General features: G+C 46.7%; 19 protein-coding genes. 12 read left to right on the top strand and 7 right to left on the bottom strand.

All coding sequences use genetic code 11. The features are described from left to right. Nucleotides 1–178: 178 nt before the first annotated feature. Entirely contained in the window at nt 179–1789 is a 1611-nt protein-coding gene (locus tag BMW93_RS01425; RefSeq protein ID WP_090373416.1) for an OstA-like protein, read from the bottom strand. A 113-nt stretch (nt 1790–1902) separates the two neighbouring features. On the opposite strand from BMW93_RS01425, the gene tilS reads away from it, so the two are divergent. After that, a complete protein-coding gene (gene tilS, locus BMW93_RS01420; RefSeq protein WP_090373415.1) occupies nt 1903–3237 on the top strand; it encodes a tRNA lysidine(34) synthetase TilS in 1335 nt (444 codons plus the stop codon). 12 nt (nt 3238–3249) lie between these two features. Next, on the top strand, nt 3250–3537 hold the full coding sequence (locus BMW93_RS01415) for a response regulator transcription factor (protein ID WP_310590230.1): 288 nt from the start codon (nt 3250–3252) through the stop codon (nt 3535–3537). A 394-nt stretch (nt 3538–3931) separates the two neighbouring features. Here BMW93_RS01415 and BMW93_RS01410 read toward each other — a convergent pair whose 3' ends face one another. After that, a complete protein-coding gene (locus tag BMW93_RS01410; RefSeq protein WP_090373413.1) occupies nt 3932–4537 on the bottom strand; it encodes a transposase in 606 nt (201 codons plus the stop codon). A gap of 556 nt (nt 4538–5093) precedes the next feature. Between BMW93_RS01410 and BMW93_RS01405 the strand changes: the two genes are divergently transcribed. After that, complete coding sequence (locus BMW93_RS01405) at nt 5094–5285, top strand: hypothetical protein (RefSeq protein WP_090373412.1); 192 nt, start codon at nt 5094–5096, stop codon at nt 5283–5285. A gap of 16 nt (nt 5286–5301) precedes the next feature. On the opposite strand, the gene BMW93_RS01400 is transcribed toward BMW93_RS01405, so the two are convergent. The 5 genes from BMW93_RS01400 to BMW93_RS01380 all read right to left on the bottom strand — a co-directional run bounded on the left by BMW93_RS01400 (nt 5302) and on the right by BMW93_RS01380 (nt 8663). Further along, a complete protein-coding gene (locus tag BMW93_RS01400; protein WP_229240129.1) occupies nt 5302–6102 on the bottom strand; it encodes a sensor histidine kinase in 801 nt (266 codons plus the stop codon). Next, nucleotides 6099–6752, bottom strand: a complete 654-nt coding sequence (locus BMW93_RS01395) for a hypothetical protein (RefSeq protein WP_090373411.1) — start codon at nt 6750–6752, stop codon at nt 6099–6101. The genes BMW93_RS01400 and BMW93_RS01395 overlap by 4 nt, the downstream gene beginning before the upstream one ends. A gap of 3 nt (nt 6753–6755) precedes the next feature. Beyond that, a complete protein-coding gene (locus tag BMW93_RS01390) occupies nt 6756–7112 on the bottom strand; it encodes a hypothetical protein (RefSeq protein WP_090373410.1) in 357 nt (118 codons plus the stop codon). Between the two features lie 134 nt (nt 7113–7246). Then, a complete protein-coding gene (locus BMW93_RS01385; protein ID WP_090373409.1) occupies nt 7247–7894 on the bottom strand; it encodes a response regulator transcription factor in 648 nt (215 codons plus the stop codon). Nucleotides 7895–7910: 16 nt separating this feature from the next. After that, nucleotides 7911–8663, bottom strand: a complete 753-nt coding sequence (locus BMW93_RS01380) for a sensor histidine kinase (RefSeq protein ID WP_090373408.1) — start codon at nt 8661–8663, stop codon at nt 7911–7913. A gap of 935 nt (nt 8664–9598) precedes the next feature. Between BMW93_RS01380 and BMW93_RS01370 the strand changes: the two genes are divergently transcribed. From BMW93_RS01370 to BMW93_RS01325, 9 genes are all read left to right on the top strand, one after another. Beyond that, a complete protein-coding gene (locus BMW93_RS01370) occupies nt 9599–10072 on the top strand; it encodes a glycosyltransferase (RefSeq protein WP_090373406.1) in 474 nt (157 codons plus the stop codon). 134 nt (nt 10073–10206) lie between these two features. Then, nucleotides 10207–10665, top strand: coding sequence for a hypothetical protein (locus tag BMW93_RS01365; RefSeq protein ID WP_090373405.1), 459 nt, complete (start codon nt 10207–10209; stop codon nt 10663–10665). A 601-nt stretch (nt 10666–11266) separates the two neighbouring features. After that, nucleotides 11267–12076, top strand: a complete 810-nt coding sequence (locus BMW93_RS01355; RefSeq protein WP_090373403.1) for a sensor histidine kinase — start codon at nt 11267–11269, stop codon at nt 12074–12076. Between the two features lie 5 nt (nt 12077–12081). After that, nucleotides 12082–14442, top strand: a complete 2361-nt coding sequence (locus BMW93_RS01350) for a hypothetical protein (RefSeq protein ID WP_090373402.1) — start codon at nt 12082–12084, stop codon at nt 14440–14442. Next, on the top strand, nt 14439–15452 hold the full coding sequence (locus BMW93_RS01345; protein ID WP_090373401.1) for a prealbumin-like fold domain-containing protein: 1014 nt from the start codon (nt 14439–14441) through the stop codon (nt 15450–15452). Before BMW93_RS01350 ends, BMW93_RS01345 begins: the two co-directional genes overlap by 4 nt. Before the next feature lie 95 nt (nt 15453–15547). Further along, nucleotides 15548–17419: a serine protease gene (locus tag BMW93_RS01340; protein ID WP_090373400.1), complete on the top strand. Its 1872-nt coding sequence runs from the start codon at nt 15548–15550 to the stop codon at nt 17417–17419. 20 nt (nt 17420–17439) lie between these two features. Next, nucleotides 17440–19143, top strand: a complete 1704-nt coding sequence (locus tag BMW93_RS01335) for a hypothetical protein (protein ID WP_143061569.1) — start codon at nt 17440–17442, stop codon at nt 19141–19143. A 950-nt stretch (nt 19144–20093) separates the two neighbouring features. Beyond that, nucleotides 20094–20522, top strand: coding sequence for a hypothetical protein (locus BMW93_RS01330; protein WP_090373398.1), 429 nt, complete (start codon nt 20094–20096; stop codon nt 20520–20522). 445 nt (nt 20523–20967) lie between these two features. Further along, entirely contained in the window at nt 20968–26496 is a 5529-nt protein-coding gene (locus BMW93_RS01325; RefSeq protein ID WP_090373397.1) for a S8 family serine peptidase, read from the top strand. Nucleotides 26497–26521 lie beyond the last annotated feature (25 nt).

Genomic DNA, 26521 nt, shown 5'->3' with positions numbered 1-26521 from the left:
AGCTGCAATCGGATACTTTTGACTAATGCGTTATGTATTTTTAGCTGAAAAGTACGCTACAAAAATATAGAGAAATAATTGTATATTCAAAATATATTGTGCGAACGGGTAACTTTATTTTTGTATGGTAAAAAATCGTGCCGACAGCTAACTCGGGACAAAATTTCTGAGTAATAGGTTATTTTTCCTGCCAGGTCGTCTTGGCCTTCGTTGGCTTCTCGGCAATACGCCAGCTGAAACCGTCCAGTTGCCGTTCCGCGGGCTTTATTTTGGAGGGAGGTATCAACTTCCCGTCCGGCTTCCCGATGAACGCGATCCGCTGAACCCGGTTATCTTCGAAAAGGAGATTCATCCTCCCGCATTCGACCCTGTTTAAACCGATATTTTTCTGCTTATCGTCTACCGCATAGTAGGCACTTTCCCCATTGCCGTCTACGAGCACCTGTTTCAACTTGTTTCCGGTCTGAAAATAGGCGTTGATCGTCCGGCCCTTCACCTGGTTGAATTGCTTCACGAGCGTATCTTCCGTGATGACGAAAGATTTTCCCTTGAGAAGCATTCGGTTGATCTCGTTGCTCACCAAAAATGCGGTGATCGAATCGGCTTCCATCTGGTAATGTTGATCGCTCCAAAGGATCGGTTTACGGAAAAAGCGGATGATCGAATCGGCGGTGTTGTAGGTGATCGAATCACATTTCCCTTGGAAATCGGATTTGTAAATGAATACGTTACGGTCTCCGATCAGCTTTCTCGTGCTGTCGCGTGCGTTTTCGAACGAATACAGCGTGTCGGCGCGGATATAAAGCGTGTCTTCGGATACGACATTCCTTACATAGGCATGTCCGAAAATTTTGGAGTAACCTTTTGTTTTCCAGTAATATCCTTCGTCGCCGTTAAGAACTGTTTTATCCTTTTTGGCTACAATCACCACATTTCCCTTCCCCTTGCCGTCATTGGATTTTCCATCTACCACCAGCGAATCGGCGGTGAGCGTATACGTTTCGTTGTCGACCGTCGTGCGCGTATGAAATGTGGACTGAGTCGATTCCGTATTGTATTGCCCCTTAGTTCCTACAACAGTACCGTCCTTGTTCACGATTTTGGTCTTTCCATTGAAATACGACCACTTGGTGATCGAGTTGTAGAGCAGCGTATCGGTAGTGAGCGTGTATTTCTTATTGACCAGCTTCACATTTTTATAATACGTAAACTCCTTGGTGGCTGTATTGTAGAGTCCTTCCTTGCTGGTAAGTACATTCTCTTCGTCGACGGTCCGGCCGGGCTGCTTGTAATAGGCAATCCCATTGGCCATATCGTACTCGATTTTGCGGGTCGTGAGCGTTTTTTTCGTGTCTTTCAGGACAGTTTTCCTTCCACTCACAATGGCGAGACGGGTGTTTCCGTAATAATAAAGTGTGTCTCCCGTAACCGTCACCGTGTCCCCCTGAACGATTCTGACATTGCCAAACGCCTCAATCATATTGGAATTGATGTGCTGGATGGCAAGGTTGCTGTACAAAAGTGCCCCCTTATGCCTGAAAACGCCATTGGTCACCCTCCTTGAATCGTCTCCGGGCTGATTAATAATTTCCAGCTCGTCCGATTTCAGGATCTCAATCAGACCTTCGCTTTGAGGAGGCTGTGTTTGAGGTAATGCTTTCTGTGCGAACAGATAAGGCGAAAAAATCAGTAAAGCAAAGAACGTTAGTTGAAATATACTTCTTTCGATATTGATGACGCCGAAAAGTTTAAAAGGGTTGCAGGTTTCTGCACTATTTTTTTTCTTCATGTTGCTTTTCTTTCTCTTACCTTTGGCTGGATCCTGTCCCGTTTACCACCCGGACGAAGAGATAAATCCATTCTCATTTAATCAAAAGTACATCAAATACGATTCGCAGGTTCATGTTGGATTCGTTTTTAACTTTTATTAACCAACACACGCCGGATCTGAAACGACAGCCGACTTTGCTTGCCGTGAGCGGCGGGATCGATTCTGTCGTAATGGCTCATTTGTTTCATAATCTGGGACTTCCGGCGGTCATTGCCCATTGTAATTTCGGTTTGCGGGGGGAGGATTCCGATGGCGACGAAGCCTTTGTGCGCGATCTTGCCGCCGGATACAATTTTTCCTTTTTTGTGACCCGTCCGGATGTCAAAAGCTTCGCAAAAAGTGCTTCCGTTTCTACCCAAATGGCAGCCCGCGAATTGCGATACGAATGGTTCGGGAAAGTCCGGCAAGAATCCGGCTGCCAGTGGATCGCTACCGCGCATCACGCGAACGACTCGCTGGAAACATTGCTACTCAACCTGGCACGCGGAACCGGCCTGGCAGGACTGACCGGCATTGCGCCCATCAACGGTAATCTGATCCGGCCTTTGCTTTATTCAAATCGCGGGGAAGTCAGCCGGTATGCTGCTGAAAACGATATTCGTTGGAGGGAAGACCGGACGAACGAAACGGATGATTATCACAGAAACAAGATCCGCCACCATGTAATCCCGGTACTAACCGAGTTGAATCCATCGCTGGAAACAACATTTAATACTTCGTCGGAACGGCTTAGGGCGGCCAACTCATTGCTCGACGAACATCTGGAAAAATGGAAAGCACAGATTATTCGCCAAGAGGCCGGTGTCACCCGCATTCCGATAGCGTCAATATTGGGCGAAACGGAACTGGCATATCGGTTATGGATTATTTTGCAGGATTTTGGTTTTCAATACAACCAGGTGCGCGGCATCCTGACTGCTCTTGAAGGAATGCCAGGCAAGCTGTTTTCTTCGGCAACCTATACTTTGCTCGTCGACAGGGACCACCTTATTCTAAAAACATCCTCCGAAATCTCCAATTCGGAGGAGCTGATCATCGAACGGCCGGACACGACATTGGACTGGCATGGCGCCAAACTTACCTTGCGTATAGTGGAGGAGGGGGGCGTAATTCCATTTGATACGACTACCATTGCCGTCGATCAGGATTCACTTACATTTCCGCTGACGCTTCGGAAGTGGCGGAAAGGTGATACGTTCCAGCCCTTCGGAATGGGTGGAAAGCATAAAAAGGTGAGCGATTTGTTGATTGACAACAAGATAGATCGCTTTGAAAAGGAACGAATTGGTGTATTGGTGAATGGAGATGGGGAGATTGTGTGGGTGGTAGGCGTGCGTGCGGATGAGCGGTTTAAGTTAACTGCCTCTACACGCAGAATATTAAGAGTCCTCTTCTACCGGGAATAGCAATATAATCAGATCGAAATTGCCATTGTAAACGACCATGAGCTCATGGCGAAGGCACTTTCCGGCCTTGTTCAAAAATTTGAAGATTTTGATGTAATATTTGAAGTTTCAAGTGGCGCTGCACTTATAGAGCGACTAGGACTTGATACGATTCCGGATGTCATGTTGCTGGAAGTCAGTATGCCTGATATGGACGGATACGAAGTTTCTTATTGGCTAAGGTCCCTCAAAGTGATCATCGACTATTTCTTCAAATCTATTAGCGGCCCGCTGTTCTTTCTCTTTAGCCTCTACTGCTGAAACGCCCTAACGGAAAACAAAATACCCCTGGTGTGATATTCCTTCCGTAGCTCGTCTCTGTAATGGGACTGAGGATCGAAGCCGTGAACAAAAACCAATTCAACTCTGAAATCAATAAGCTCTTGGTGCAATCGCTCTGCATCCTCCACAGACGGTACGATCAATTCATTTGGAAACCGAATGTTTCTAAGTTCAGCGCACTGTTCTCCTGTAATATGTGTACCCGCTTTTATTTATTATCTTCGAAGGCAGGACTCGCCAGATTCTCATTTACCGAATAGTAGTCAGAGAGGTCCCTCATATTTGGGGTGACCTTCTGTTGGTTTGCAGGTTAAATTAAACTGGGAGTATAACGCCAAGTTGAAGGTGGTTAAAAGGACTCAAGTAACTCCATTTACGCTGCTTTTAGCAATTTGGCGCCTTTGGGCCAAAGCTCGACTTTGCATTTAAGCAGCTTCTTGAGATTGTAAGCAAAAGCGGCCATGATCATACATTGGTTTGCCTGCTTAATGCCATTTACATTGATCCTACTCATTCCGGTATAATTGATTAGTGAACCAATTACGGGCTCCACTGTACTGGAACGGAGCTTTTTGAATAACTTAGCTTTATCGCTTTCCAGTTGTTTGTGCATCTGATCATAAAGCGGTTTATCGAGCGAGTGCTTGATTCTCCGAGTACCCATGTGATTTACGCACTTACTTTTAATCGGGCAATTCGCACAGTCTTCTGGACTAGTCCGGTAGATTTTCTTCTGAAGCTTCCTAGTTTTAGTAAGCTTTTCGTAACATCTAAATGTGGCATGCACACCGTTTTTGCAGGTATATCGGTCATTTTCAAGATCATAAATAAACCCTTCTTCTAATCTGTCTTTTTTGTAACTGGCAATATTAGGAATGTAACCCTCGATGCTATGGTCTGCCAATGAGCGCATAGCTTCTCCACTGCTGTAACCAGTATCTGCTAATATTTCTTTGACCTCGATATTATGCTCATGCACTCATTACGTAGAGGAATCACTCGCGGCTTGATGAATAGCTAGAAAATACAAAAGTACCGACTGTGAACCAGTGCTTTTGTGTGTAAAATTCTGTGAGGACTGTAAATGGTTGATTTTCAGCGCCTTTTGTGGAGTTTTAGAGAGGATCTGAAACCAGGTGGTTAACTCGCTGTTAAACAGTAAGTTATAGGATTTCAAAAATTACTTCCACGATTCACGATATCAACCCAAAATACCTCGTAAAATCTTACTTAACTGGCTGATTATCAATTAATAACCAACCGATTTTTATGCAAAGTTACGAAATCCCTGTTTAAGGGCAAAAATCGAGTTGATTTCTACTGCACTTTAAGTTCAAATCCCTCATCTCCGAGGGTTCGAATCCTCTTCGAGCATTTGGAAGTTCGCAAGATTTTTCAGAAGCCAGTATGGAGAGCCTAGCGTTATAAAATGTCCGGTTTTCTAAATACAAAACTGGACACTTTTGGAGATGGAGACGTTTGAATTGCCCTAGTTTGCTGATAGGCCAAAACAAAATGTACTACTGAAAATAGGAATGGCTTTGGGACTCTCTTACGGGCTTCACCGGCTGACAATAATGCAGAAGTGGAGCCCGAGAAATTCCAACAAGGCACTTTTACCGTCGGACCGGGACGGCGTGGTAACCATCCGGTTCGAAGGCTCCATCGAGGGTAAATTTCCTGAATTGGAAACCCGGCTGAAAATGCTTGGAGTCGATTTTGCCTAGGAGCGGGCATTTTCCTTCACCGCGCAATCTCGATTTTTACAACTGTTCCGTAACCAGGCCCGGAGTCTATTGTCAACCCGGCACCGATCATCTGCGCGCGCCGTTCGATATTCCGCAGGCCCGAACCTGAATGGGTATGATCTTCTGATTTGTGGTAAACGAAGCCGCGTCCGTTATCTTTCAATTCGAGCAGTACAGTTGTTTGATCGTAGGAAATGGACGCGGTGATTTCCGACGCGCCGGCGTGTTTGATGCTGTTGTTCAGAATTTCCTGACTAATGCGGAACAGTACGATTTCCTTGTCAAAACCAAGAGAATACCTGTTGCCTGAAATATTTAATTCAGTCTTGTACCGTTTTGTCTTCGAAATCCGCAACAACTCTGCCGACAGGCTTTGGTGAAATCCGAAATCCTTGACGAAGTCCGTATCAAAGCTCTTGGAAAGGGCGCGTAAATCGGCGATGGCCTGCTCGATAATCTCATTCGTCATCAAAATATCCTGCATGTTGTCGTCGCTTTGTGGCCGTCCCTCTAAAGTATTGAGGTTAACTTTCGCCACAGAGAGCAGCTGGCCGATGTTGTCGTGCAGTTCCTGGCCGATGTATTGCAGTGTTTCATTCTGGGCTTCCAACTGACTTTCCAGTATCTCGCGTTGGTAATGCTGGTGGATGTTATGTTGTTCCTGACGGTTGAGGAGCTGCCTCCGCTGGTATGCGAGCAAAATGACACCTATAAAGATAGACAGACAAAAAAAGATGATGGTACCCACTGTAACCATCAGCACGATCGTATCCCCGTAGGCGAATGATTTTGTCATTTCATCTCGTTTTTGAAAAGCCGATCCGCCAGGAGGCCCACCGTAAACAATGTATGCAGGAGATATGCAAGCGGATAAGTGATAAAATAAAGCTTTTCTGCCAAATCAGTAGAATATTTTTTCATTTGTTCGTAAAACGTCTCCACCAGGATACAGCTGGAAAAATAGCATATGTACCCTAATGCAACCCAAAAAAGCAACTCGCGAAACAGATTCCTCTGTACCGAACTTTTAATCTCCCCATACAAATACAGGAACGACCAACAGATCAGCAGCAAATAAGAAATAAAGTACGAAACGGAACTATTCTCGTCGATATCGTTCACAAAAGCCGTGAAGAATAAGCTGAGTAACGGAAAAGCATATACTGAAACCAGGATCGTTTTTTTTAGCCGCGCGTTCGAAATGCCAAAGTAAATGATCAAAACATAGAAAACATAATCCGTTACCGTCTGAATATGGAAAATGAACATGTTGGACATGTTCCGGCTCCAATAGTAGAATGACGTGCTAATGTAGATAAGCGTTAAGAACAATTGAAAGGTGAGGACACGGCCTGACATGCCAAGTAGCCGAAACCTGACGGTTCCGGCTACCAAAGGAATGAGCACGGCAACAATATACACAATTACAAGTACCTGAACACTCATAGTTTATTTACAGCATTTGCAGCATGGCGTTTGAATTTGGATCAAACCATCACTGCGCTTCATGATCTTCGCATTATCGTCTCCGATACTCAGATACACATTGTGCTTTCCGTTTTCGACTACATTGTAAATCAACAGCTTTGTTGCGGTGGGATGGTCCGCAATCAAGGTCTTTACTACATCGATAGGAAATGCGCACGATTTCATGGCGATTTCACTAGTGGCTTCGAACTCAGCCATCCTTGTCTGAAGATCCGCATCCGATATTTCTGATTGTATTTGATCTGGCGTAGAACTTGCCTGCGCACAATTGTCCAGATCCTTTACATCACTAAATCCCAGTACTTTAATTTCATTCATGGTTGTTGAATTTTAGGGTTAAAAATTAATTGCGTACAAAAGAAGGCATACCAGGCAAATAAATTCAGGAGAAAAACGCGGGAAAAAAATGTTGAAAATACGGTAGAAACGCGGGTAGGCTTTTGCATACCCGATCAAATTTCAAACAGACCCAGCTTTACAGCTTCCAGCACCATCCCTACCCTGCTTTTCACGTTCATCTTCACGAACACCGACTCCCTGTAACCGTCCACAGTTCTGGGACTTACGCACATTTGATCGGCGATTTCCACGTAAGTCATGTCGCTGCATGAGTGACGGACGAATTGTAGCTCCCGGTCGTTGAGGCCCAGCTCGGCCACGGGGTCGAGAATGCTTTCAGGATTCAGGTTTTTGATGAGCTGGCTGGTAACGTAGTCGGTGTAGTAATGGCCTTTCTGAACAATGGAGTCAAGGCCCTGTTTCAGTTCGTTGGGTTTGCAGCCTTTCAGAAGGTAGCCTTTGGCCCCGTTCCGAAGCATTTTTACAATGGCTTCCTCCTTATTATTCATCGACAATGCGAGTATCTTGATGTCTGGATGGTTATCTTTGAGCCATTCGGCAACTTTGTAACCGTCCATTTCCGGCATACTGACGTCGAGAAGTACGACCTCGGGTACCATACCCAGGCCGATCCGTTTTTTCAGATCAGCCCCACTGAATACTTCATAAATCACATCGTAATTTTCGAATTTCTGAACGAGTCCCGACAGCGCTTTGGCCATTAGTTCGTGGTCATCCACAATCGCAATCTTGGTTTTCATAACTATTCAAGGAGGATTAAGGGTTATCTAGAGGAAGAAAAATTTCAATCGTTGTACCCTTGTCAGGGACTGATCGCAACACAAATTGACCGCCGATTATTTCGGTTTTCCGTTCAATCCTTGCTAGGCCACTGTACTCATCTCCGGTCGCACTTGCGTTCAGTTTTGGCTCGAACCCAATACCGTTGCCGCTCAAATGCATGACAAACTGATCGGATTTATACCGAAGCTGCACGAAAATATTCGTTGCCTTCGAATGTTGTTTTATGTTGTTGAGAATTTCTTGCGAGATACAAAAAAGTACAATCTCTTTTTCATATCCCAGCGCGTATTTTTCTCCGGAAATAGTCAATTCGGTTGCCAACCCGCTAGCTTTCCGAATTTGAATCAATTCCGAGGCTATGTTGTCGGCCAATTTGAAATCTTTGACAAAATCTCCGCCTATTCTTTTACCGATATTGCGAAGGTCTTTAATGGAATAACTGACCATTTCATTGGCCTCAGTAATATAACATAGGTTTTCACCTGTTTGCTGCGTCTCTTCCAGCATATCCAGCTTAATATGTGCCACAGCCAGCAGTTGGCCAACATGGTTATGCAATTCTTCTCCGATTTGCCGTAATGCGCTGCTCTGCACGTCCACCTGCGCCTGCAGTATTTCCCTCGTTACCTGAGCGTCCCGGTACACATTCCGAATAAACTTTTCCATGCACCACCGGCACAAAACAAACATAAACACGATTAATAGCGCTGAAATAAATAAAATCATGACGATGGTTGATGAAGAAAAGAATGCAGAACGCGGGTCAACACCCTGCCAGCATCCTGATAATTGAGGTTTTAAAACCAAAGCTATTGAAAGCCGATACCATCCGCCACCGTTAAATACCCGTTCCGGTCACGGGAATTTTACCCGAAAAACTTATGAAAACTGATGTACTAATGAGTCTGGTTCGACTTTATAAAACTGACGAAGCTAAAAATTCGATGAGTTAACGTATATATATTAACGTTACATATCTTGAAGTTAGGATTATCTTTGTACCTTCCGAACTCCCATGAGGTACCTCGTAACACTCATTGTAACAAGCCGCAAATGCAGAAAAAATCAAGACTACCATACATCACACACGCTATTTTGGGGAGTTGAGGTTGCGCTGATCTCCGCGATACCGAAGTTATTTGAACATTATGATGTGACTTGTCGTGTTAGGCAAAATCGATCGGAAAATGTTGCAGCATTTGAGCGTCCAGCAACAGGCATACTTTCATTCCTTCGACTTCCCGCTGTGGGCCACCCGCTTGCCATTTTGAAAGTTCAGGGTTTCATCATCGCTGATGAGGTCTGAGGTTCTGATCAGCTGCTATGGCGGGGTTCGATGATGGGCATCAACGCAAAAACCCGCAACCCGGCTCTGAAGTATATTTCATTCATCCATAGCAACACGTTTTTTTATCGGCTTGGTGAATTTTTCTCAAAAAAGTCCCTTCAAAACGCCGACTGCATTTTTACAGACTCCGAGGCGTTTGCCGAATTCATCCGATCGTCCCATGCGTCCAGGTCGGAGATCAAAGTAATATCGTTTTTTACGCGTGCGTCGCCCGGGCACCCGACCAACGCCTCGGGAGATTGACCAAGGTTAGGAACCTGAACCTTTCGAAAGAAATGACTGTAAATCTGCGATCAAGATGCATTAATGCATTTTGAATAACTACGGACCCGACGAAGGGTTATGGCAGACACTTTCCGCGCAGGTCGAATCCGGCGGCATGCAGGAAGCGATTAAATATCATGGTCAGATTTTAGGGCAGCAGAAGCAGGAAGCTTTCAAGCACCACCAATTTCTGGTCGAGCACAGTTCCAATGAAGGCATGGCCACGAGCGTTGCCCAAGCGATGCAAAATGGCTTGGTATGCTTTATGACACCGGGTGGGGAAATACGCTACTATGCCAGCTACTATGCCAGGGATATGGATAATTCGGTTTTTACAAATATCGCCGATCCGGAAGCCTGGAAGCAATCACTCGACAAAATTGCGAAATGCATTGCTAAGCCGGATTTATATCAGAGAGTGTCTGAGAATGCCTTTAGTCGTTTCAAAGGCGTAGAGCTTTACGGGGACTCCTGCATGCCGTTGTCCAAACGGTGCTGCACGGATCGTTGGTTCATAGTTTAAGTTTAGCTAATAAAAACATTGAGACGCTACTACATGTCAGGAATCGGATAACTATAATTATATTTACTTTTGGAAGAATGGAAATGGATTGAAACTTTTCTACTCATAATCATTCACTTATAAACCCCCTTTTTATGGCTTCGTATTCTCTTACATCCAGTGCTGACAAGCTTGAACTGTTAACAAAAGAAAATTTTAAGCGTAGAGGCCCATTTTCTGCTCCGATTGAGATTTCGGAAATGCTTTTAATGATTCAGAATTTTCAGGATTCTAAAATGAATCAAAACATCAGGAATGAGGATTCATCATTTATAGAAGCTTTCGATATTGACAAGAAAAGCCTGTTCAGGGTGCTCGAACAGCCAAATTGTGAAGGCATCAGGGTTTTCTTTTCTTTATTACCGGACGGTAAAGGGCTGACACTTTCCTTTGTAGGTACCAACAAAGACGGGGATGATCTGATCTACGTCGATGAGAACGCTAAAATTCAGGGGATTGCGGAAGATCAGGTTGGGAAGCCCCGTGGAAAACCATTTGTACAAACTCTCGCAAAACTCTTTAAGAGGCCGGAGTTCGAGTTTTTATGGACTTAGCCGTCAATCTGTATCTTTTAACCGTAATGATTGCCATTCCCGTTGGGATCATTATGCACAAAAGTCACACCAGACCGATCAGATCCCTGGTGTTATTTTTGTTTGTTATACTTTTAATTGAACTCCCCATCAAAATACTGAGTTTACGGGGTTTTTATCAGGACCTGATTTATGTTTTCTACGGGCCGATAGAATACTTTTTCATGTGCTATTTATACAGGAGTCATTACAAAGGCGCGCTTGCAAAAAAAATTGTCGTCATCTCATTTGCACTTTATCTGGCGTTCAGCATTGTCGAGGCAATATTTTTCTTCGAATATTTTCATCTGAGCTACAATTTCATGCTCAGAAGCATCCTGATTATCTGCCTCGTGATGTATTACCTGTATGAATTGTACATTGATGAAAATATTCTTAGTTTATGGAGAGAACCTCTTTTCTGGATCAGCATAGGTAATTTCTTCTTTTTTACGGGAGTCTTTTTTGTCATGGGACTGGTAGCCAAGTTGGAGGATCATGACGTTGAATTGTCTGATAAAGTATACATTCTAAATCCGATCCTGAACATCTTCCTCTATACCACCTTTATCATTGCCTTTTTATGCAAACTTTGGACACAGCATCCCAGATTGTCTGGGTAATCCTTTTGGGAACTTTGCTGTTTATGCTCCTGGGAGTTATCATTTTTCTTTTCATTCTGATCTTTAAGCAAAGGCAACGACGGAATCTGGAAGAAAAAGCCCAGCTGACGGCCAGGTATATCCAGGAATCGTTGAAGTCGCAAATCGAGGTTCAAAACGCGACGCTCGCTGACGTGGGGCGGAATTTACACGACAATATCGGACAGTTGCTGGGTGTCATGCGCATTTCGCTCAACATGGTGGAGGACGACGAAAATACTAGTCCGGAGTCCAAAGCCAGCATCGCGAATGTTTCAGAAATCATTGAACTGGCAATCGACGAAGTTCGTACGCTGACCAAAAGCCTGGATAGTTCATTCGTTGAGGATTTCGGCTTGCTGGAAAGCGTACAACTGGAAGTGGAAAGACTCCGAAAAAGCCGGAAGTATGTTATTCACTTTGAAGTTCACGGCGACGCTGTAAAGTTTCAATTTGACAGGGAGATTGTGATATTCAGGGCCTTTCAGGAAATACTGAATAATACCATCAAACATTCAGGGGCAAAAAATATCAGTTTTGAGTTCCGGTATGATAACGATGGGTTGCTATTCACGGCGACAGACGACGGAAAGGGTTTTAACTACGATGAAGTGATGCAGCGAGGTCTGACCCACTCTGGTGCGGGACTAAGGAATATCGTAGAAAGGATCAAATTGATCGGAGGTAGCTGCGAATTCAAGACGTTTCCCGGCCAGGGAACTTCGGTTGTATTACGAATACTTAAAACCTGACTCGCATGATGAAAATACTTTTACCTGCCTTCCTTTGTCTGATTTCCTTTTCTGCATTTTCGCAGACGAAGAAATATACCGTCCTGTTTGGAAAAGATGGTAAGCTGGAAAGCCCGGATTATCCGACTATTCTGCACCATGCAGAGCTCACGATAGATTTGAGCAAGACAGATATCCCAAAATCCAAGCTCATTGCCCGGTTTGAAGAATTTTTGAAGGTGACGTCGGACACTACACATCCGTTTTACAATGACTTCCACTGGGAGCGGAAATATATGAGATCTCTCATAGACTCATACGATAGCTCTTACGTCATCGGATATGACAACTGGTTCAATAGATATTTTCCTGTACTTCTGAATCCTGCCGCAGCCTTCAAAAAATTGATCTGGAAAAAATCGTCTGGCGATTCGGTGGTTGTTTCCGGTAAGCTGGAAATCGATGGAGATGAAATCAGCAAAGTAGAATATAACATCACCATTGACGACCCTGATAATCAGCTGGTCGCTAGGCACCTGGCAGGAACTGCTCGTCTGTTCAAAGGGATAGGCGCATCACATCTGAATTATATCAGGGATGTGAGAAAAGACGTGAGGAACGAGGCTAACGCCATCGGCAACGCGTTCCTTATCGACTCACTGGATGGGCGAAATTTTAACCTGGGTTTAGTAGAACGGCTCAAACTTTTCGAATCTCAAAAAAACAGAATTGAAGGTATTTACAATCATGTCTTAAAAGAGAACAGGGATTGGATTAAGTCATGGATCTGGTATTCGCGGGGCAAAATTGTCCTTAATCCCTTTGAAGTAACATCCGACACCATACTGGTAGTCAATCGATGGGAGGAACAAATACACGAACTTTCGGAGGAGCTAAAATTGTGGAATACTATATTGCGGGAAGATCCGACGAAATTCGCCGAAGTCAACCACCACATTTCATCTATTTCCAATCGGCTATCCGACCTGAAAACCATTCCGGTGAATGGCGGTAACCTCGGCTCGCAATATAGGGCCTGGATGAAGCAAAGCAGTTTTAAAAACAAAATCCTGTACAGCGGTGTCTGGCACGTATCGTCGGAAAGTGCTATTCAGTGGATGCGCCATTATGATTTTGACCTTGATTTTGCGGATGTCAGTAAAGCAAAGAGTCTTCCGGATATGATAGCTAGTAGGGACCGCATGGCTGTATACGTTCATAATCTCAAAGAAGGGGATAAGGTCAGGAATGTTTCCACAGCGGCCGCTTTCCAGCCTAAAAGCCCTTTGCAGATCACGCTGGAAGAAATCGAAACGCAATTTACTGACGCGGCAAAGCAGGCTGAAAAACTGGCAGGCATCATTCCCCATGGCGCATTTTCAATGGATGGCCTTCTTAATTTTAATCAGGGCCTGCACTGGTCGCAACCGGCATCGGGATTATTTGATTTGAGCATACCGTGCGATTCTGCGCTTAAACAGGTATTGGAGAATATCCGATTTGGTAGTGAGGATAATTACGCGATGCTTGGACTGCTTCTTTTCGGCTGTCCCGATTCCATTGACATAGACGGCCTGGTAAGCTTAATGGAGATGCAGGATCGGTTCCAGTTTATGTCTCAGATATACAACCTCTTCCACGTCGAACCGCTTGCGGAATACAGAGCTTTGATGAACGAAATGCGATTAACCAGAAGCCATATGGAATGGCTTTTGAACCAAACCACGCCTCCGCTGAAAATCAGTTTGGAGGATGACGAAACGGCCGATTTTCGTACAGAAGTATTGATGCCGGAAGAAAAACTCGATATCGCAGCTTCGAGCAAAGTCACCTACTCCGTTTATCATAACAGCGAAACGGAAGCGGAGCTAACGAAAACCTACAAAAAATATCACACCGCCTTTTTTCTTCCGACTATCGGATTAGCCTACATTCCCGGCGATCGGACGGGCTCCGTTTTTGATCCCGGCACAAAGCAATTCATGCCGGGTAAACGATTTGATAATATCGAGGCATTCGCAGGAGTCAAGTTTTATCCGTTTAAAACGAACCCAGTAAGGAAGGTGTCCACCACGCGATTGATCCGTAAAAATGTGAGCATGCACGCTAACTTTAAGCGTGGTAACCATTTCGCCAGCAAACTTTTCGTAACGGCTGGTTTAGGTGTGAAGCACCAGTTTCTCCGAAATTACTATGGCGGTGTCGGAATCGATCTTATCCCGGGTGTGAATTTTCACGTGGGGAGCAATCTGATATTGCGGAAATATTATCAGTTGGAAAACGCTGAAATCAAACGCGAGCAGCAAAGGCCCACAGGCTATCTGTACTTTTCGTTCGGTTTTGATCCCGGTATTGTAGCAAGCCTGACAAACATATTCATCAAATGAGAACGACGCTGTTCCTTATCGCACTTTCGCTCTTCCTCTTCGCTTGCCATGGTGACGACGTAAAGTTTTACGAAGAAAAAGACCTTACCGGCAGGCTGATTCTCAAAGATGAACTTACAGGTATTTCCGGAGGTCTGGCATCCGAAGCCACGGTCTACTTGTCGGCAGGCGAGCTGAAATCAATTAACGACAAGTTTCTCTACAGTACCAAGGCCGACAAGGAAGGGATATTTACTTTTTCAAATCAACCCCGGGATCAGGGAGGTGTCTGGCTTACCGCCAAATACACGGCCAGCAATGGGATTGTGTATCAGAAACAACACGCGTTGGCCTCTCTCCCTCCTGCGAATGCTGTTGGCGAGATGGAGATAAAACTGAACCCGGTTTACCCAAAGGGTGTCCTTAAAGTTATCTGGAAGAATACCGATGAGCCAGTGGTAGGTGCGGAAGTATATTTATTTGCGAATAGCAACCAGGCAACGACAATCAGTAATGAAACTCCCGATGGCCACGTGCAAAAAGGGACCACTAATGCAAATGGAATAGCATTGTTTTATGGATTAGACGTCGGAACATACTATGTCGCCGGGCGCACGAAAGCAGGTGGCACCATTGCCTTGGCAGACCCTCCTGCTGTTCGGTTTGAGACGGCAGATGTAGATGGTCAGACAAAATCCGAAAAGTCCGTTACGTTGGCATTTCCTGACATCAGCCCAGAACCATCGATCGATGTAACTGCTACGATTGGCGCGAAAGAGCCTCTCGCCCGTTTTTACGTCTACCTTTTTACCAGTGAAGAGCAGGCAAAGACTATCCATGACCGCCGGGTAAATGGGTATGTCATGCGCGATAGCACGGATGTAAACGGGACGGTAAGTCTCAAAAATCTGGAACAAAAGAAGTACTATGTCGGTATTCGCGGGCTTGTAGGTGGTAACATTCCCAAATCGGATTATCGATCGATTGTTTTAACAGGCAATACCGTATTCGAGGTAGATTTCGAATTTTGATATGGTGAAAATTACCCGTGTCAAATGGGTGAAAATACTATTGGTCACCCCAGTACGGATGGCGAATTTTGATATGATCATATCAAAAAAAAATCATGTCAAACCCGTTCCCATCCATCACGCCCTACCGTTGGTTCTGTTACATTATCGGTACGCTATGCTCGCTTCTACTCATCTATTTACTGCTTCACTGCTGGTTACCGGAGGGCCTATCCAAAGCGACATTATCGCAAGACGATTTGTCGGTTATCAGAACCCTTCTGTATCAAAAGGACTCGCTGATATCCGAAAAGACAAACCAGAATCCTGAGAAAAAGCCCAACCCGGCCAACAAAGATACCGCCGCAACACCTGCCGCAAGCGCCGCAGTGCCGGCCGGGAGCACCACGGCACCAGCAGGCAGCACTGCAACACCCACCGAAAGCACCTCAGCAAAAAGTACGCAAGCCCTTCCGGACGGACAGCGTCCTGTTACGCAACGTCAACGCGATCAGGTGCTGATTTACATGACTTCCAGCTATCCGATCGATACGATTGAACGGAACGCGATTGAAGAATGGATTCAGATGTTTGACAGCCCGGCCGACCTCCTGGCTGCATTGAAAGATTATGTTTTTCCTGTTCGGTCTTATTTCTGGCTGTATGATGGCGGGCTGTACGCCGAGGTGATTTTCTGGACATGGTTTGGGCTGATAGCCAGTTTGTTGTACAGTGTTTCTGAGTCTTTACGAAAAGGTCTGGAAGCGTTTGATAAAAATGAGTTGTGGGTTCATATTGCTAAATTCTTTTATGCTCCCCTTTGCTCACTGGTGATCTTTGTGGGCATTAGTCTGGCCATATCGGACAAGCCGGTCATCGACCAGATCGATTACAGTCCTAACCAGATCCTCGTCGCATTTATGATGGGTTTCTTCTCCGGAAGATTGGTCCAGTTCCTGCAAGGGATCAAGAATCTGATATTTCCTAGCGACACAACGGAAAAACCATCCGGGGCAGCGTCCGGTTCATCGACGTCCCTGGCCGAAGCCACCGGGGATGACATTTTGCAGGCGATCGAGCAGGAAGGGGACCGTTGGCGCATGAACTACCCTAATGTGGTGGGTATCGCTTTGCAGACAAAACAAAAAAGTGGCAGTCCGACTGGTCAACTGTCCGCTCTTTTCGAAGTTAAAACCAAAACCCCGGGATTAGTTGTTGGCAAGATCCCCCCATTCCTTCCCTTCGAGACCTCCGATGGCAGAACGGTGGGAATTCCAACTGATGTGGTGCAAGTCGGCGAGACGCGCTTTGCATACAATCCCGGGCCTTCCATTCATCATGCTGTTCCGACGGCACCTGGTGGCAGCATCCGCCGGGCCGATCAAACTACCTGGGGAACATTAGGCTTGGGATTGAAAGACAGCCAGTTCAGCTACGTCCTATCCTGCTATCACGTTCTCTGTGCCGACTTACTGGCCCGAAACCAAACGCAATTTCGCAACACGCCAGGACTTCCGACAGTTGCTCCGGGAGAAGGAATTGCTCCAACGACAATCGGCGAGGTCGTCGAAGGCCAATTCAGCCCGTCCCAGGATTTTGCCTTGGTTCGGCTAAACAATGCTACGGATGTCTCTGGACTACCTTTCGGCACTACAACCGGCTTTCATGACATACTGGACGCACCTGGGAACAGCCTCGTAGGACGTACGGTATTCATGGTAGGTGCCCGCTCCAACGCGCAAAAAGCCAAGGTGCTCGCGCCATATCAGGAGGGAGAGTATTTCGTTCCCGGGCTTCCTGCGCAAACGATGAAAGGGCTTATAAAAACAGAGCGTTTAGCCGACGAGGGAGACTCCGGTGCGGCCGTTTACCTCGAAGAAAATGGCAAGAAACGCGTAATCGGATTGCTTATCGGCTTTAATTGTGAAGCATCATATGTGCTGCCGATCGGTGCATTTTGCACAGAATTTAACCTGCGTACCTCATAAACTCACAACCATTCCTGATCATGAAAAAGTACATATTGTTACTGGCAATGAATTTCCCTTGTTTCCTCTTCGGTCAAAAACCTGTAAGCATTCCGCAAGAAGTCGCTTTTGCGACTCTTGATACTAAAAAGACCGTGCGCGTTTCTCTGGACTTTCCTGAAAAATCATTTAGTCAGTTACGCGAAGATAAACAGGACATTCGCATTTTGCTGAGATTGAAAGACGTATTGGGCACGCTAGTGGACAAGATTCTGCTCGGCGCTCAAAGGCCGGAATCTGTGGAAAATCAAGGGGACGGCAAAAACACCCTTGTATTTGCAAAAGATTGGAATGGAAAAGATAAAACGGTTGAATTTGTCTTCATCGACATCAGTATTGTTGGGCCGACGCCAAAAACTATGAAAGTCGTATTGACAAAACCGAAAGTCGTACCTCCCATCCGAAGCGAACTGGTTGTCGATCTTTGTACGGATTCAAATAAGCCAGTCGTGTATCCAATGGGACGCTCATGGGCATTTGTCTTACCCAGAGAGAAAACACGCATGGTAGTTAAGCATATCAATCCTCTTCGTAACTCCGTTTCAATCGATGTCGCGTCGATGGCCTTTAATACAGATGCGAAGCAAGCCCTTTCCAATGTGGCCGGTTTATTAGACCTGGAAGCAGTGAAATCATCAGCAAAAGGTGCGACAGGGGCTAACGACGCCACTTCTGTATTGGCAGATACAGAAAACGTAATCGTAGAGAAATTGTTAAGCCTTGTTTCAATATCCGATTCCTTGACCGAAAGTCTTAGTCAATGGCAAAAGCTTGATTGCCTGACCGATGATGACCTGAATGAGATTGAAAAGGAAAGGAATCGAGTTTATGTGCTTATTAAACCTTATCCGAATGAGATATGGCTGGACTTGGAACTCAAAGATTTGACTGATAAAGTCGAAACAATTGCAAAAAATAAAAATGCCATTTTAAAGGATTTTCTCAAAAGATTATCCTCCTATGCCAAAAGAGACGGCCTAGCAAAAGAAACCTTCGCTCTTTTCAACGCAGTTAAAGCCATTAAAGACGGCGCTACCGTAATTACACCGCTGATCGATGCATCGGATTATCCGAACGCCGATGTCCTCCGATTCACTATGACTAAGAGCAATAAGCTGGACTCCACCAGTAACCCGGTTGTCAAGTCGTTTGATGTTTGGGTCGTAGGGCGGGTTAAACTGGATTTCAGCGCCGGTCTATTGCTTACGGGCCTCGCAGACCAAACTCACGCGGCCATTGACCAGGTAGCGAGTCAGACACGTGTTGTTGAAGGCGCTTCGCAAGTAAACGAAGTGGTTCGTCAGACACCAGTTGATGAAAGGAGAGACAACGTGAGTCTTGCCATTGCGACACTTGGCCATGTATACTGGCGTACTTCATGTTGGAAGGGCGGGCTTAACCCGGGCGTGTCAATTGGAGCGGGCCTTACTACGAAAGGGCGCCCGTTATATCTGCTGGGCGCAAGCGTGATGATCGGGCGTCGGCAGCGAATTGTTCTGAACGGAGGAGCGGCAGTTGGTACGAGGAAAGAATTGTCGCTTCGATATGATACAACCTCTAACTATTTCCCAAGCGACCCGGCAGAAGACTTTACATACGTCGACCGGACCCGCGTCAGCTGGTTTGCAGGTCTTACTTTCAATTTCGGTCAGAACGAAAAGAGAGAAGCTATAATAGGAAAATAAGCAGGGCAACGCATAATTCATTATCGGGCTTGCTCTGAACTTTGTTGAAAGCGATCTATGGTGGCTTTTGACCCATAGAGCCCGATCAAAATATTATATAAAGAAAATACCTGCAATAATAGAGTCGTTTACTACATGCCCGAAAAATGTGTTGATACATCAAAGGGCAAAATTAATTTCTTTGAGGCAAATGATGTCGAGTTGATCGCTATTGACGAGCCTGATAAAGAGAAATACTATAAAAAAGTATTAGATATGATTAACAACTCATAGATCTGAAATTATTTGACAGGGCAGTCCGCGTCGATGTTTTGATATTCATGCAAAGCAAAGGATGAATATTTTACTTACAGACACAGTTAACTTGTCGGAGTTTACAGGCACTCTGACCTGTGACGATGGCAACGGAAGACTTTTATGTTCAAATCAAATTCCTTACACGACTTCCCATCACCAGATATCAAAATCTATGTGACCAACGATGTTGTTTTGCTTCCCAATCAATACTGACCATCCAATGGTTGCTTCCTTAACGGAGGCAGCACTGAATTTTCGATACTCGTCCCTAGGTTTCGCCTAGGAATCGCTCACGTTGCCGTTTTATGATTGAAAGCGTTCATTTTCTTCCCGTCTTTGGTCTGACGCATTGATCGAGTGCGATTTATGAATGTCTTCATCTTTTTCGGACTCGTGCGCATTTGAGTACACACGGGTGAATGTGAAGGCGAGACCGTTTTAGGTTCTGGGAAGAGCATAGTCTCCGGGATTTTTCACAACGAAAGCTTGAAAACTACGGTGAATATACCCGGTGCAATAGGTTGAAAAGCCCGTTTACAGAGGCAGGCCCATAACATAATTTTGGTGCTGTGAATATGAACGAACTAAGCATGTTCACAGCAGGAACTGCCGAAAACCTGATCAATAAGTAGGCATCTAAACCATTTGGAATTATGTTGTTGCAAGACGAGAACCTGGACTTAATTGACGTCGACAGTCTGAAAAAAGAAATCGAAAGGGATTTGCCCGAAACGCCGGTATTGACAGAGGACGAAATCGAAGACGACCTCGCAGAAATGTACCTTTCCGCTTCCAATGTTACGGCCTCATTGTATTACAACAATGAAAAAATAGCGGCACTGGCTTCTACCAGAGCGCGTTCATTCGCAGCAAGACGGGCGGGACGTGGTATTTTAAAGAAAATCAGGGACTTCATTTGCCGATTTTTGAATGAAGGCTCTACGACGTCGGATATTATCGATAAAATTCTTGAAGCGCTGGCCTCAATCCTTCCGGGCGGGGTGATCATCAAATTTCTTGTCAAGAAAATTGTCAAGTTCGTTCTGAACCGAGGGATCGGGGCATTCTGCCGCGTAGCCTGATGCGCCATTGATCATGTCTTGAAGGCGCTGCGGCTGGGAAGGACGCGTCAACCGTCCTTCCTAATCACGCTCCTTCGGAACATTTCAATGAAATAGCCGAATAACTAGTCCGTATCGTTTGAGGTGCGAAGAGCCGTTTTTTAGAAGTTTTTTTTCTACTAAATTGTTACAAGTAGTTCTCAATTTCAACCTTAACTCTCCTTCGATATGATTGAAACGCTTTACTTATCTCCCCGGGTTTCAGACCCGTTTTTAAATCCTTGAAAACCTATCATCCGATAGCGGTTACGGCATGAGAGACAGCGGGTAACCACTCTGCGCAAAAACCGCCTTGTGATGAAGCTTTGTTGATTCTGACAATGTCAGCGTTTTTCAATATTACGTATATACATTAAGGTTTAATTGGTCAGCCGATACACGATTTAATATCCAGCCACCCTTCGCCATGCAGTTTTTTTATCAGGGTGAGAATAGTAAGCCTCACCAATTAACGGAATCGCCGGACAAGATTATCATCAGGACCGGGGAGCAATTCAATCCGGAGGTACTGTTTTCCCGCTTGGAGGGATTTCAGTTTACCGATCGGACCATCTTGTTGGACTATTACCCGGAAGCTTCTTCCTATGTGTACCGCCTGCGGGACGCCATTCTGGGAGAAATCGACCTGTTTAAACAATTGGTAAGGTCGCTCGACCATCCACTTATCGAATATATCGGAACGGTACTCCAGCGGGCCGATTCCGGCGTTTATCAGATATACACCGGCAACCTTTTCATCAAATTCAAAAAAGGTACGGACGACTCTCAGTACAGCGCGGTATTTGCGCGGTACGGATTGGTTTTAAAACGTAAACTTCATTTCACGGAGAATGCCTTCTTCATGCAGCCGGTCGAGGATGTACACAGGGAGATTTTTACATTGTGCAATACCATCCTCCGGGAGCAGTCCGTCGAATTTTGTCATCCGGAATTGGTCGTTCACAGAAAGACCGTGATCAAAACCCACGCACCCGCCCCGGTGGTGTACGATCGTTGGATTGAAAAAATGATCCACCTACAGGAAAGCTGGACTATTTCGAAGGGAAAGGGATCGAAAATATGCATTGTGGACGACGGAATCGACCTGGCGCACCCTTCGTTTTTGAGGAAGAAACGGAAGATCGTCAGCACCGATATGTTGCTGGACGGTTCCGACGGGTCGCACAAGGACGACTCCGAAATGCACGGTACCGCCTGTGCCAGCATTGCTTGTAGCGACGACCCCGATACGCTGGGAATAGCCCCGGAAGCAGAATTGATCGTCGTCAGATCGAAAGGCCTGGGTTCTGTACTGGAATCGGAGGCGATTTACTGGGCAGTGAAGCAGGGCGCAGACATTATTTCGTGCAGCTGGGGTCCGGCCGATGGGGACCCGTTTTCGGAGTTTAAATCCTTCTCGCAGCATCCGCTTCCCGACCATACACGCCTTGCACTGGAATACGCGGCCACTAAGGGACGCAATGGCAAAGGATGCCTTATTTTCTTTGCTGCCGGCAACGGTAAGGAGCCCGTTGATTACGACGGATACGCATCCAATGAATTCGTCATGGCGATAGGGGCCGTAAATCGGGGAGGAACGCTGACCAATTACTCCGATTATGGAAATAATCTGTTTTGCTGTTTCCCGAGCAGCGAGGTGTTCCTGGAAGCGGGTGTGGTAAAAACCGCGTACGGCGTCCCGACGATCGATCGGATTGGCGGAAAAGGGTACTCGGAAACGGATTACTATTATGCATTCGGCGGCACATCGGCTTCCTGTCCCGGCATGGCCGGCGTGGCGGCCCTGATGCTTTCCGTGAACAACGAACTCACCTTGAAGCAGGCCAGGGGCTTGATCTGCGCGGCCTGTTATTACCCCGCGTCCCCAAAGCCACTGTATTTCAAGGATAAACTAGGCCACGGCATCATCAATGCGCATGAGTTATTGAAGCTTTCCCAATTATCAAAAAATTCAAAACCTTCATATCGAACCATGAGTGATTCTAAAAAGAACAAGAAAATAGCCATCCATGTGGCGGTAGATAATGTGAGTGAAGATGTCTACAAAGGCACGTTTCCGCAGCTGGAAGGCTGCAAGAATGACCTGGGGCTTTTCAAGGCTGTTACCGAGCAGAAGGGGTACCAACAACTGATTTTTACAGATGACGACGCGACAAGGGGAGCGATCCGTACCGTACTGGAAAATGCGGTCCGCGAGGCGGAGGACGGAGATGAAGTCCTGTTCACTTACTCGGGGCACGGTACAATGGTGGAAGACAAAAATCTAGACGACGAAGACGGGAATGACGAGGCCCTGGTACTCCACGACGGATTGTTGCTCGACGACGAGATCCGGGATTACCTGACAAAATTTAAAAAAGGGGTGCGGGTGTTTTGGTATACGGATTGTTGCCACAGCGGCACCAACACCCGAAACCGGATCGTCACACGAGGGATCGGCAGCCTCGTTACGCCACAGCTTGGGGGATTGAAGCGCCTTCGTTTCATGCCTATGGAGATTGCCAACAAGGTTTATCATGAAAACAGGGCGGAATATAATACGGAGAGGAAGTCGGCGCGGGGCGACCGCGGGATTAATAACGAATACAATGCATCCATTATCCATTTCGCCGCATGCCAGGATCACCAGTTTGCGTCGGAGATCAACGGGTATGGCGACTTTACATTGAAACTGTTCAATCTTATCAACAGCGAGAAGGGATTGACTTACAGGGTTACTTTCGATAAACTGAAAGGGCTCATGCCTGCCAACCAAATTCCAATGCTTAATTTGTACGGAGATACGGATAGCTTTCTTCGCGCATTGCTTTTCGCCCAGGGCGACAACGCACCAATGTCGGTGAGTGTTGACAGGGTAGATGAAAGCACCGCCGGGCGCCCCAAACCGACTGACGACCAGGATGTCTTTTCGGATTTGCCGGAATGTAACAGGCTTTTGCTGGGCGGGAACGAATCGTTGGTAAGTTTTCAGGTAAAGGCGACCGGACGGGGAGGGAGAGATCATTTTTCAGCGAGATCGGAAGTCAGTGCGGCGCGATTTGGTGGAGACACCATTTGGGACAAAGCTTATACCGCCTATAAAAGTATGAGCCCGGATGGTCATGCGCGCGTATTTATCGAACCGGATCTGGCCAGCGTCGTTTTCGGCGATCCCAGGGTGGAGACGTCACGGGGCTCGGACGACGATTACCTCGACACTTATCCGTCGCCCGCCCCCGGGTCGGGTTTTGACGCCCTTTGGCATTTGACCGACACGTACAGTCAGTTGACATCTGCTTTGAAAGAGGTTTGTCCCAACGAATTTATCCTGGGTAAGGTCACGAGGCCATTGGATCAATATCCGCTGATCGCGCATATCGACACAGGCGTGCTGGCAGGCGGGCCCATGCACCCGATGAATCTCGACCTCAAATCGAGCCATCGTTTCGACGACCCGATCGATCGGGACAAATGGATTATCCCCGATTTTATTGAGCAGCAAGGGCACGGTAACGGTACGATCGCATTGCTGGCAGGGGGTAAACTCGAACTGCCCGGCGAAACTGCTTTGAATGCAAACGACTACTTCGGCGGCTTTCCGTTCGCACGGGTTGTGACGTTAAAAATCAGTGAGTCGGTTGCCATTCTGAGAGGCAAAAGCTTTGCCAGGGCGCTCGATTATGCCGTCGACGTACTGAAAGCCGACGTGGTCACAATGTCTATGGCCGGTGCTCCGTCCAAAGTAATGGTGGAGGCCGTGAACAATGCTTATGATAAGGGTGTGATAGTCGTGAGCGCGGGAGGGAACAGCTGGTCGAGAGGAATCCAGAAAGCCTTACCGTCGACCCTGATGTACCCGGCCCGCCTCAACCGCGTGATTGCCGCAACCGGCGCCACCTTTGACAAAACGCCCTATTTAAACGAGTTCAATGAGGTTTCGAGGGCCGCGGGCGGAAAGTATATGCAATCCTGCTACGGACCGAACGAGGCTATGCGGACCGCGTTGGCGGCCTACACGCCTAACGTCCTGTGGTTTTCCAATGAAAAAAGGCCTTTCTATTCCAAATCGGGTGGAGGAACATCCAGTGCAACGCCGCAAATCGCGGCCGCGGCCGCTTTGTACTGTTTGAAATACCAGAGCGTTTTAAAGCACGTCGCCGGCACCTGGAAAAAGGCCGAAATCGTACGACAAGCGCTTTTCCAGAGTGCCGATCAGTCTAAAAATGCGGATTTCGGCAACTTTTTCATCCTGGGTGACCGCCAGTACAACGAGTATTTCGGCAACGGTTTGTTAAAAGCGAAAGACGCGCTGGATATTAATGCACAGGGACTGTTGAACAGTATCAATCAGAATCCCGCGGCGTTTGAGGAAGAGAGAGATTCGATTGGGCGTGTCGGGATCGACGATTTGATCGGCATGTGGTACCGGTCGTCGGGAACAGCTAATGATCCCGTGCTGAAAGAAATGTTCTCGCTTGAAATCGAACAGCTCATTTTCACCGATCCGGAACTCGCAGAATTCAGCAAGGACAACCAGTTGACCGCTAAGTTGAAAACTGCGCTATATTATTCGAAATATGCTTCGTCCAACCTTAAAAAATTGCTCGCGGTGGATTTGGGACTGAGCCGGCGCGGCATCGCTGCGCGCTCAAATCAGCCGACGTTCGCGACGGAGGTCGTTGAGCTGGCGCTGGGAAAACGGCTCGTGGTATCGCTCGAAAATATTGCCGGAACGATTTCCAGCCTGAATCAACCGGTTGATGACATCCACATCGGAGGATTCCAGCTAAGCATGTCAGATGATGCGGTTCGTGCAGGCGGCCAGGCGCAGATCAGCGTCGTAGGAGAGGGCCTTGGTGAGGAGTCGATGTTCCTGGTTACGGAAGAGTACGAGGACGGTACGAAAAACTACCGTTGGGCAGTGCCTGAGGAAAACGAAGCCAGCAGGGGGGCGGCGGATACGCTGATTCATCTGGAAGCCGACCATATTTTGAACATCACCATTCCGGCCTCGCGGGGAATATTTAGAAAAATCGGCAAATTTATTGTCAATGTCTTCCGTACGGTGCAGGACAAGGCCGCCTCGGACATGCAAGGATTGCTTCTGGGAGAGATCACAACTACCGGAATTAACTGGCGACAATTTGATCCTAACGACAAGATAGCGAAGGATGCGCTGCCGAAACAGGATAATGTGCTGTTTTTGAGCCACGGAACTTTCAGCTCGGTGGAGTTTTCGTTCAGGCATCTCCTTGCAAACCCCGGTTTCCTGTCTGTCCTCAAAAAGAAGAAGTTCGGCAATTATGTGCTAGGCTTTAACATGTCGACTATCAAATCGGGAATAGACGAGAATGCTGCGGAAATCGCGTCTTCGCTGAAATTGCTGGGCATCGAAGCCAGCAAGGTAACGGTCATAGGAACGAGCCGGGGCGCGCTGGTGGCACGAGCGGCTTTCCCGGCCACGACAAAAATGATCCTGAGCGCAGGACCGCATTTCGGAACGCCGATGGCGTCTGGCGAGAACATCGGCCAGCTGCTCAACCGGTTCACCGGGCTGGTGATGACGGTATCCGGCGGCTCGTCTTTTGCACTAGGTGCCATCGCATTTGCTGCCAAAATGGGCATAGGGCTCGTCTGGAAGATGCCTGGATTGGCCGATATGGCTCCGGGTAGCAAGTTTCTTACCAACCTTAATAAGTCGAATCCGCTGGGAAACAACCATTATTTGATAGGTATGAACTACACCGGAAAGGGATTGAAATCGGTACTTGACATCGCCAGTGACAACCTTATTTTCGGAGGGAGCCCCAATGATATGATCGTGCCTTTCCTTGGCGCAATCAACGAGAACAAGACGCCCGGCAACACTTTCTTCTGCAATAAGCACGACGGGGTTCATCACCTTGTCTATTTCGAAGATCAGGAGATTGTAGACCAGGTGACGAACTGGCTGTAAAAAAGTAGCCTTCGGCAGGCGATCC

The organism is Dyadobacter sp. SG02, assembly GCF_900109045.1.
Lineage (GTDB): Bacteria > Bacteroidota > Bacteroidia > Cytophagales > Spirosomataceae > Dyadobacter.
This window is presented reverse-complemented; position numbering and strand designations above follow the sequence as displayed.

Bases quoted from the DNA above. Each gene is read 5' to 3' on its own strand.
- BMW93_RS01335 (WP_143061569.1), top strand. From the start codon at position 17,440: ATGAAAAAGTACATATTGTTACTGGCAATGAATTTCCCTTGTTTCCTC.
- tilS (WP_090373415.1), top strand. From the start codon at position 1,903: ATGTTGGATTCGTTTTTAACTTTTATTAACCAACACACGCCGGATCTG.
- BMW93_RS01395 (WP_090373411.1), bottom strand. From the start codon at position 6,752: ATGAGTGTTCAGGTACTTGTAATTGTGTATATTGTTGCCGTGCTCATT.
- BMW93_RS01405 (WP_090373412.1), top strand. From the start codon at position 5,094: ATGGCTTTGGGACTCTCTTACGGGCTTCACCGGCTGACAATAATGCAG.
- BMW93_RS01390 (WP_090373410.1), bottom strand. From the start codon at position 7,112: ATGAATGAAATTAAAGTACTGGGATTTAGTGATGTAAAGGATCTGGAC.
- BMW93_RS01355 (WP_090373403.1), top strand. From the start codon at position 11,267: ATGCAAACTTTGGACACAGCATCCCAGATTGTCTGGGTAATCCTTTTG.
- BMW93_RS01345 (WP_090373401.1), top strand. From the start codon at position 14,439: ATGAGAACGACGCTGTTCCTTATCGCACTTTCGCTCTTCCTCTTCGCT.
- BMW93_RS01425 (WP_090373416.1), bottom strand. From the start codon at position 1,789: ATGAAGAAAAAAAATAGTGCAGAAACCTGCAACCCTTTTAAACTTTTC.
- BMW93_RS01380 (WP_090373408.1), bottom strand. From the start codon at position 8,663: ATGATTTTATTTATTTCAGCGCTATTAATCGTGTTTATGTTTGTTTTG.
- BMW93_RS01350 (WP_090373402.1), top strand. From the start codon at position 12,082: ATGATGAAAATACTTTTACCTGCCTTCCTTTGTCTGATTTCCTTTTCT.
- BMW93_RS01340 (WP_090373400.1), top strand. From the start codon at position 15,548: ATGTCAAACCCGTTCCCATCCATCACGCCCTACCGTTGGTTCTGTTAC.
- BMW93_RS01365 (WP_090373405.1), top strand. From the start codon at position 10,207: ATGGCTTCGTATTCTCTTACATCCAGTGCTGACAAGCTTGAACTGTTA.
- BMW93_RS01400 (WP_229240129.1), bottom strand. From the start codon at position 6,102: ATGACAAAATCATTCGCCTACGGGGATACGATCGTGCTGATGGTTACA.
- BMW93_RS01325 (WP_090373397.1), top strand. From the start codon at position 20,968: ATGCAGTTTTTTTATCAGGGTGAGAATAGTAAGCCTCACCAATTAACG.
- BMW93_RS01385 (WP_090373409.1), bottom strand. From the start codon at position 7,894: ATGAAAACCAAGATTGCGATTGTGGATGACCACGAACTAATGGCCAAA.
- BMW93_RS01330 (WP_090373398.1), top strand. From the start codon at position 20,094: ATGTTGTTGCAAGACGAGAACCTGGACTTAATTGACGTCGACAGTCTG.